This is a genomic window from Rhizobacter sp., from assembly GCF_031412075.1.
In the GTDB taxonomy this organism is placed as follows: Bacteria; Pseudomonadota; Gammaproteobacteria; order Burkholderiales; family Burkholderiaceae_C; genus Rhizobacter.
The window spans coordinates 1-7,001 of sequence record NZ_JANOCG010000488.1; the positions used below are offsets into that span (position 1 = coordinate 1).

Here is a 7,001-nt window from a genome sequence, read left to right on the forward strand (position 1 = left end):
CGGCTTGCTCGATGTGTTGCAGGTGGGTCAGCAAGTCGTCGGGCGCCAGCGTGGTGTGAATTGCCGCCACCGCGTTCAAATAGTCGGGTCCGTGCGAGTCGATGGGCGCCGTTCGGTAAAACGACGATGCGCGCTGAAGCTGCGTACCGGGCAACAAGCTCAAGGCCAGCAGCGCGCTCTTGAGCGCTGCGACCGTGTCGCCAAGGTTGGCACCCAGACCCACGTAGGCCAGCACGGGCGCCCCGGCCATCACCGCCTTACTGCGGCTCGCTCGACGAGGCGCCAGCGTCAGCCCCACCCGGCTTGCGGCGACGGCGGCGGCGCTTTCGGGGCGCGTCACTGCTGCCACTTTCTTCGGCGGGTTCCGCCGGCTCGGGTGCATGCGACGCCGAGGGCGTGCGGCGACGTGATGCGTCGTGCGAACGCGCCTGCTCCAGCATGCTGGCCCGCTTGTGCTCATCGGCCAGGGAGAAGGTTTCCCACCACTCGCCCAGTTCGGCCTCGATTTCGCCGGCGTCGGCGCGCAAGCGCAGGAAGTCGAACCCGGCGCGGAAACGCGGCTGCTCCACCAGCGTCAAAGGCCCCTGCCCTGTGCGACGCTCGAAGCGCGTTTGCATGAGCCAGATCTCGCGCATGTCAGCGCCCAGCTTGCCGCGGCCGGAGATGTCGCCGATGCGTGCATCGAACACCGAATCCACCGCCTGCTGCAGAGCGGGGAACGGCGCTTCGCCACGCTTCTTGAGCTTGCCCCAGCCGTCGAGCACGTCGTGCCACAGCATGCAGGCCAGCATGAAACTGGGCGCCACCGGCTTGCCTTCGCCCACACGGCGGTCGGTGTCGGCCAGCGCGAGCTGCACGAACTTGGCCCGCTCGGGGTGCTTCTTCGCGTCGTCGTGCACGACATCAAGAATCGGGAACACGCCGGTGCGTGCGCCGACCAGCCCCTGCTTGCGCAGCTCTTCGATGCTGGAGAGCGCGTGGCCGGTCTGCAGCAGCTTGATCATTTCGTCAAAGGTGCGCGAGGCCGGCACGCTCTCAAGCAACGCGGCCATCTCCTGGATCGGCGCACGGGTCTTGGGGTCGATGCTGAAGCCCAGCTTGGCCGCGAAGCGGATGACACGGATGATGCGCACCGGGTCTTCGCGGTAGCGCGTGACCGGGTCGCCGATCATGCGCAGCACCTTCTTCTTGGCGTCTTTGATGCCACCGTGGTAGTCGACCACGATCTGCTTTTGCGGGTCGTAGTACATCGCGTTGACGGTGAAATCACGCCGCGCCGCGTCTTCGATCTGCGGGCCCCAGACGTTGTCGCGCAACACGCGGCCGGCGGCGTCGACCACGTGGGTCTTGCCGGCGAGCTCGCTCTTGGAGGTCTTTTCGTTGCCGGCCACGGGGTCGGCAACGGCCGAGTCCATCACCGCGCGGAAGGTCGACACCTCGATCACTTCATGCTCGCGCCCCCGCCCATACACCACGTGCACGATGCGAAAGCGCCGGCCGATGATGAAGGCACGCCGGAACAGGCCCTTGACCTGCTCGGGCGTGGCGTTGGTGGCCACGTCGAAGTCTTTGGGGCGCAGGCCGACCAGCAAATCACGCACCGCACCGCCCACGATGTAGGCCTCGTAGCCGGCGTCGGCCAGGGTCTTGACTACGCGGATGGCGTTGTCATCGACCAGCTTCAAGTCGATGTTGTGCTCGGACAGCGGCACCTCGACGCGCTTGCCCTTGGGGATGGTGGGCTTGGCCGTGCTGGTCTTGCCCAGCAGTTTTTCTATGAACTTTTTGATCATCAGTTGAACAGCCGAAGAATGCGCCAGCCCCGCTCGCGGGCGATCGCTTCGAGCGGAGCAGAAGGGTTGGTTGCCACGGGATCGCTTGCCAGTTCGAGCAGGGGCAGATCGTTTGCCGAATCGCTGTAGACGCTGATGCGCTCGAAGTCCTGCAGCCGGTGGCCAAGGCTCCCCAGCCACTGCTGGGTGCGCACCGTCTTGCCTTCTCGAAACGACGGGATCCCATCAATTCGGCCCGTGATGTTACCCGCCGCCCCCTTTTCGAGCTGGACGGCCAGCAGATGGGTCACACCGAAGGCCAGGGCGATGGGCGCGGTGACGAACTCGTTGGTGGCGGTCACGATGGCCACCAGGTCGCCCTGCTGCTGGTGGTGACGCACCAGGTCAACGGCCGCCGGGTGCAGCGGCGTGATGGCTTCTTGCATGAAGCGGGCGTGGGCCGCCTGCATCTCGCCCGCCGGCCTGTCGCGCCAAGGGCGGGTGGCGAACTCGACGTAGGCGTGGATGTCGAGCGTGCCGGCCTTGTACTGCTCGTAAAACAGGTCGTTGCGGCGCGCGAACTCGGCGGCGTCGACCCAGCCCTGGCGCACCACGAAGCGGCCCCATGCGTGGTCGGAGTCGAGTGGCAAGAGCGTGTCGTCGAGGTCAAACAAGCACAGGTTCATGGCTTGGCCTGCTCCTCGGCCAGCATCTGCTTGAGCAGCGGCACAGTGATCGCGCGCTTGTGCACCAGGGAAAATTCGTCGAGCCGGTCGAGCACCGACATCAGGTGCTTGAGGTCGCGCGCAAAGCGCGTCAGCAGGTAGTCCATCACGTCGTCGGAAAGAAACAGCCCGCGTCGGTCGGCCTCGCGGCGCAGCGCGGCGCGGGCTTCGGGCTCAGTCAAGGGCGCCAGAGCGAACACGTGGCCCCAGCCGAGGCGGCTGCGCAGGTCATCGCGCAAGGGCAGGTCGACCGGCGGCACGCAGCCCGCGGCCGCCACCGGAATGCCGTGCGTGGTGGCTTCGACAAAGAGCGCAAAGGCGGCGTGCTGCTGGGTCTCATCGAAGCGGTCGCAATCGTCGAACACGATCAACATGTCGCTTTCTTCAAACTGCCACGGTGCGGGCTCCGAAGCGCTGAACCAGCTGGCCCGCCCGCCCAGCTGCTGCACATGGCTGGCCAGGGCATGCAGCAAGTGCGTCTTGCCAACACCCGAGGGCCCCCACAGGTAAACCGGTGCGGCCTGCCGGAGCACACCGCGCAGGTGCGCCACCGCCGGCGCATTCGTACCGGCAACGAAGCTCTCGAATGAGCGCAGCGGCTCATTGCCAATGGCCAGGGGGATCTGTCTCATCCGCGGTACAGCTTGCTCTCGACGTACAGCTTGTGCAGGCGGCCGGCGGCGACCACCAGCACGGCGCACACCGGCAGGGCAATCAACACGCCCACAAAGCCGGCCAGGTGGCCGAAGGCCAGCAGCGCGAAGATCACGGTCAGCGGGTTGATGCCGATGCGCTCGCCCACCAGGCGCGGCGTGAGGAAGAAACTTTCCACCACCTGCCCGATGCCATAGACCACGGCCACCGCCACCAGCCCATACCAGCTTGCGAACTGCAGCACGCCCGCCAGCAGCGCGAGCACCATGCCCAGGCCAAACCCAAGATAGGGGATAAACACCGCGAGGCCGGTGAACACACCCACCGGCACCGCCAGATCGAAGCCGAACAAGGCCAGGCCCACGCTGTAGTACACCGCCAGGATCACCATCACCAGAAGCTGGCCACGCAGGTATTGGCCCAGCATGGTGTCGCTCTCGCTGACGAAGCTGTCGACACTGTCGCGCAGGCGCGGCGGCACCAGGTGTTGCAGGCGCTTCGACAGCTGCGGCCAGTCCATCAGCAGGTAGAACAGCACCGCCGGGATCAGCACAGCGTTGCCGATCAGCGCCAGCACAAAGCTGCCACCGATGCGCGCCGAGCTGAGGGCGGCAGCCAGGCCGTCTTCGACATTCGCACCGAGGTACTTGACGACAAAGGCCTTGATGCTTGCGCCGTCGAGCGAAACCGTGATGCCGAACTGTGCGAGCCACGGCGACACCGTGGTGTTAAGCTTCTCCGCCAGCAGCGGCAATTGCTCGCGCAACAGCGGCAGCTCTTTCGAGATGATGGGCACGATCAACAGCAGCACCGCCAGCATGACCACGAAGGCCAGCACCTCGACCACGGTCACGGCCACCACGCGCGGCACACGCCGCCTGACCAGACGCTCGACCGGCGGCAGCAGCATGTAGGCCAAGACACCGGCAATCAGGAAGGGTGTCAGCACCGGCGACAACAGCCACACCAGCAGCACGCCAGCCAGGGCGATCAGGAGCCAGGAAAGGGTTTGGCGTTGGGCGGGGGTGAGTTGCATCAAAGCTCGCAAGGGTGGCGCAGGCCGCGAGGGCGGCACTCACGAAGGGGCAAATTCTAAGGGCAGCAGACGGGGTGCTGGCCGGACATACAGCTCAATGAAAGCGCCCCGAACCGTGCTCTCGCAATGCCAGCAGCCGCTCGCCGATGGCGACCCGGTCGCCGGCCTGGGGCGCGTGCGAAAGGTACTCGGCCAGGTCGAGCGCAGCGGCCTCCAGCGCTCCCAGCTCGGCTTGCACCAGGCCGCGGTCGCGCCGCTCTTCCCAGGCTTGCGGCAGCAAGATCACCAGCCGGTTCAGCACCGCCAGCTGGCGCGGCCAGTCGGCGGCCGCGCGGTGGATTTCTTTCAGGTTGCGCAACATGCGCGCCAGCACGTCACGCGGCGTTGCGGCTTGCAAGAAGAGCCCCAACGGCACGTCGAAGTCGCCCGTCAGGCCCTGGCTGCGTCGGTAAGGCGTGAGCAACTCGTCGAGCTGCTCGCGCGACAGCGAGTGGCCGCTGAAGGGGTCGATCACCATCTCGCCTTCGGACAATTTCAGCTTGACCAGAAAGTGCCCCGGGAAGGACACACCGCGTGCCGTCAGGCCGATCTGCGTGGCCAGCTCGATGTAGAGCACGGCGAGCGTGATGGGAATGCCCCGCCGTGTTTCGAGCACCGTGCTCAAGAGGCTGTTGCCCGGGTCGTAGTAGTTGTTGACGTTGCCCGCAAACCCCAGCTCCTGAAAGAAGAAGTGGTTCAGCGTGCGCAAGCGCTGGCGCAGCCCGGCATCGGCCGGCACACGACGCTTCAAACGGTCGACCAGGCTGTCGATCTTGGACAGCACGGCCTGCGTGTCGAGCTGCGGGTCTTCGTCTTGCGCGATGGCGACGGCCGCTTCGACCAGGGACAGGCTTTCGTCTTCGGCCACCAGCGTGGCGAAATATTCAAGCGGTGTGGGGGCAGAAAACTGCATGCGGCTGGGCATGGCGGGAGATTATCCGCGTCGCATGAACTGGCGGAACTTCAGCCCCGAGGCCAGCAAGGTGGCGAAATACAACCCGACCCCGGCGGCCAGGCAGGCGGCCATCAAACCGACGCGCTGTGCATCGCGTGTGTGCATGGCGATCCACGGCACGGCCTGCGCGGCCCAGGCCAAAAAGGCGCCGAGCACCGTGCAGGCCAGCAACACGCGCAGCGCGAAAGCACCCCAGCCCGGCGACGGCCGGTAAGCGCCAGAGCGTTTCAGGCCGATGAAAAGCCAGGTGGAATTGATCATGGCGCCCAGGCTGATCGACAGTGCCAGACCCGCGTGGCCCAACCACGGCACCAGCGCAAGATTGAGCAGCTGCGTCATCACCAGCACCGAGACGGCAATCTTCACCGGCGTGCGCACGTCCAGTCGCGCATAAAAACCGGGCGCCAGCACCTTGATGGCGATCAGGCCCATCAAGCCCACGCCATAGGCCATCAGGGCCCGCTCGGTTTGCAGCACGTCGACGGCGGTGAAGGCGCCGCGCTGGTACAGCACGGCGACCAGCGGCTGGGCGAACACCAGCAAGGCCACGGCACAAGGCAGCGCCAGCAGCATCACCAGACGCAGGCCCCAGTCGAGCATGGCCGAGTACTCGGCGCTGTCGCCCTTGCCCTGCGCGGCCGAGAGTTGCGGGATCAGCACTACCCCGAGCGCCACGCCCAGCAAACCGGTGGGGAACTCCATCAAGCGGTCGGCGTAGGTAAGCCACGACACCGCGCCCACACCAACGTACGAAGCGATGTGGGTGTTGATCATCAGCGAGAGCTGCGCCACCGACACGCCCAGCAGCGCTGGCGCCATTTGTTTCAGCACCAGGTGCACGCCGGGGTGGTGCCACGCCTCGCGCAGCTTCGGCCAGGTCAGGCCAATGCGCGGCAACACGCCGATGCGCCTGAGCGCCGGCAGCTGCACCGCGAGCTGCAACACCCCGCCCAGCATCACGCCGGCCGCCAGTGAATAAATGGGTTCGATACCCCAGCGCTTGAACCAGGGCGACAGCCACCAGGCCGCAGCGATCACCGCCACGTTGAGCAACACCGGCGAGGCCGCCGGCACCGCAAAGTGCTTCCAGGTGTTGAGGATGCCCGCCGACAAGGCCACCAATGAGATGAAACCGATGTAGGGGAACATCCAGCGCGTCATCAGCACCGCGCCGTCGAACTCTTTCAGCCCGGAAGCCATCAGCCAGACCACCACCGGCGCCACCAGCACGCCGATGACGCAGGTGACCAGCAGCGCCCAGAACAACACCGTGGCCACCGCACTGATCAGCAACTTGGTGGCCTCGTCTCCGTCGCGCGCGCGGGTGTTGCCCAGCAGCGGCACAAACGCCTGCGAAAACGCGCCCTCGGCAAACAACCGGCGCAGCATGTTGGGGATGCGGAATGCGGCCTGGAACGCGTCGGTCCAGGCGCCTGCGCCGAATAGCGCGGCGATGATGAGTTCGCGCACCAGCCCGGTGATGCGCGATGCCAGGGTCAACACGGAAACGATCGACGCAGCGCGCAGCAAATTCATGGGACCAGGGCCGGAAGGGAGACGGAATGCCGCCTCGGACGCGGCCGGATTATAGGTAGCGGCTGCTAACGTCCTGAGCCTGGGTTTGCCGGCCCGCTCACCCCTGCTATACTCGCGGACTTCGTTCTATCTGGGTACGCTCAAAACATGGCCACTTCTTCCAAAGTCAAAAAGACGGTCCGCATTGCCTCCGGTCGCAAGCGCGTTCGTCAAGACGTCAAGCTCAACGCTGCCAACACCGCGCTGCGTTCGAAGTTCCGCACCGTCATCAAGAATGTTCAAAA

The 7,001-nt window shown here is 65.9% G+C and carries 8 protein-coding genes; 1 reads left to right on the forward strand and 7 read right to left on the reverse strand.

The features are described 5' to 3' along the window. From folK to murJ, 7 genes are all read right to left on the reverse strand, one after another. A partial coding sequence (gene folK / locus RMO40_RS18175; protein WP_309724422.1) for a 2-amino-4-hydroxy-6-hydroxymethyldihydropteridine diphosphokinase occupies positions 1–250 on the reverse strand: 250 nt, incomplete at its 3' end. A 7-nt stretch (positions 251–257) separates the two neighbouring features. Continuing rightward, the gene (gene pcnB / locus RMO40_RS18180) at positions 258–1,793 is read right to left on the reverse strand and encodes a polynucleotide adenylyltransferase PcnB (protein ID WP_309724423.1); all 1,536 of its coding nucleotides are present in this window, start codon (positions 1,791–1,793) and stop codon (positions 258–260) included. After that, positions 1,793–2,458, reverse strand: coding sequence for an HAD-IB family hydrolase (locus RMO40_RS18185; protein WP_309724424.1), 666 nt, complete (start codon positions 2,456–2,458; stop codon positions 1,793–1,795). Before RMO40_RS18185 ends, pcnB begins: the two co-directional genes overlap by 1 nt. Next, complete coding sequence (hda, locus tag RMO40_RS18190) at positions 2,455–3,129, reverse strand: DnaA regulatory inactivator Hda (protein WP_309724425.1); 675 nt, start codon at positions 3,127–3,129, stop codon at positions 2,455–2,457. The genes RMO40_RS18185 and hda overlap by 4 nt, the downstream gene beginning before the upstream one ends. Further along, a complete protein-coding gene (locus tag RMO40_RS18195) occupies positions 3,126–4,187 on the reverse strand; it encodes an AI-2E family transporter (RefSeq protein WP_309724426.1) in 1,062 nt (353 codons plus the stop codon). Before RMO40_RS18195 ends, hda begins: the two co-directional genes overlap by 4 nt. Positions 4,188–4,281: 94 nt before the next feature. After that, positions 4,282–5,151, reverse strand: coding sequence for a transglutaminase family protein (locus RMO40_RS18200; protein ID WP_309724427.1), 870 nt, complete (start codon positions 5,149–5,151; stop codon positions 4,282–4,284). Between the two features lie 9 nt (positions 5,152–5,160). Continuing rightward, complete coding sequence (gene murJ, locus RMO40_RS18205; RefSeq protein ID WP_309724428.1) at positions 5,161–6,717, reverse strand: murein biosynthesis integral membrane protein MurJ; 1,557 nt, start codon at positions 6,715–6,717, stop codon at positions 5,161–5,163. Between the two features lie 147 nt (positions 6,718–6,864). On the opposite strand from murJ, the gene rpsT reads away from it, so the two are divergent. After that, positions 6,865–7,001: 30S ribosomal protein S20 (gene rpsT / locus RMO40_RS18210; protein ID WP_309724429.1), on the forward strand; the 137-nt coding region annotated here is incomplete at its 3' end.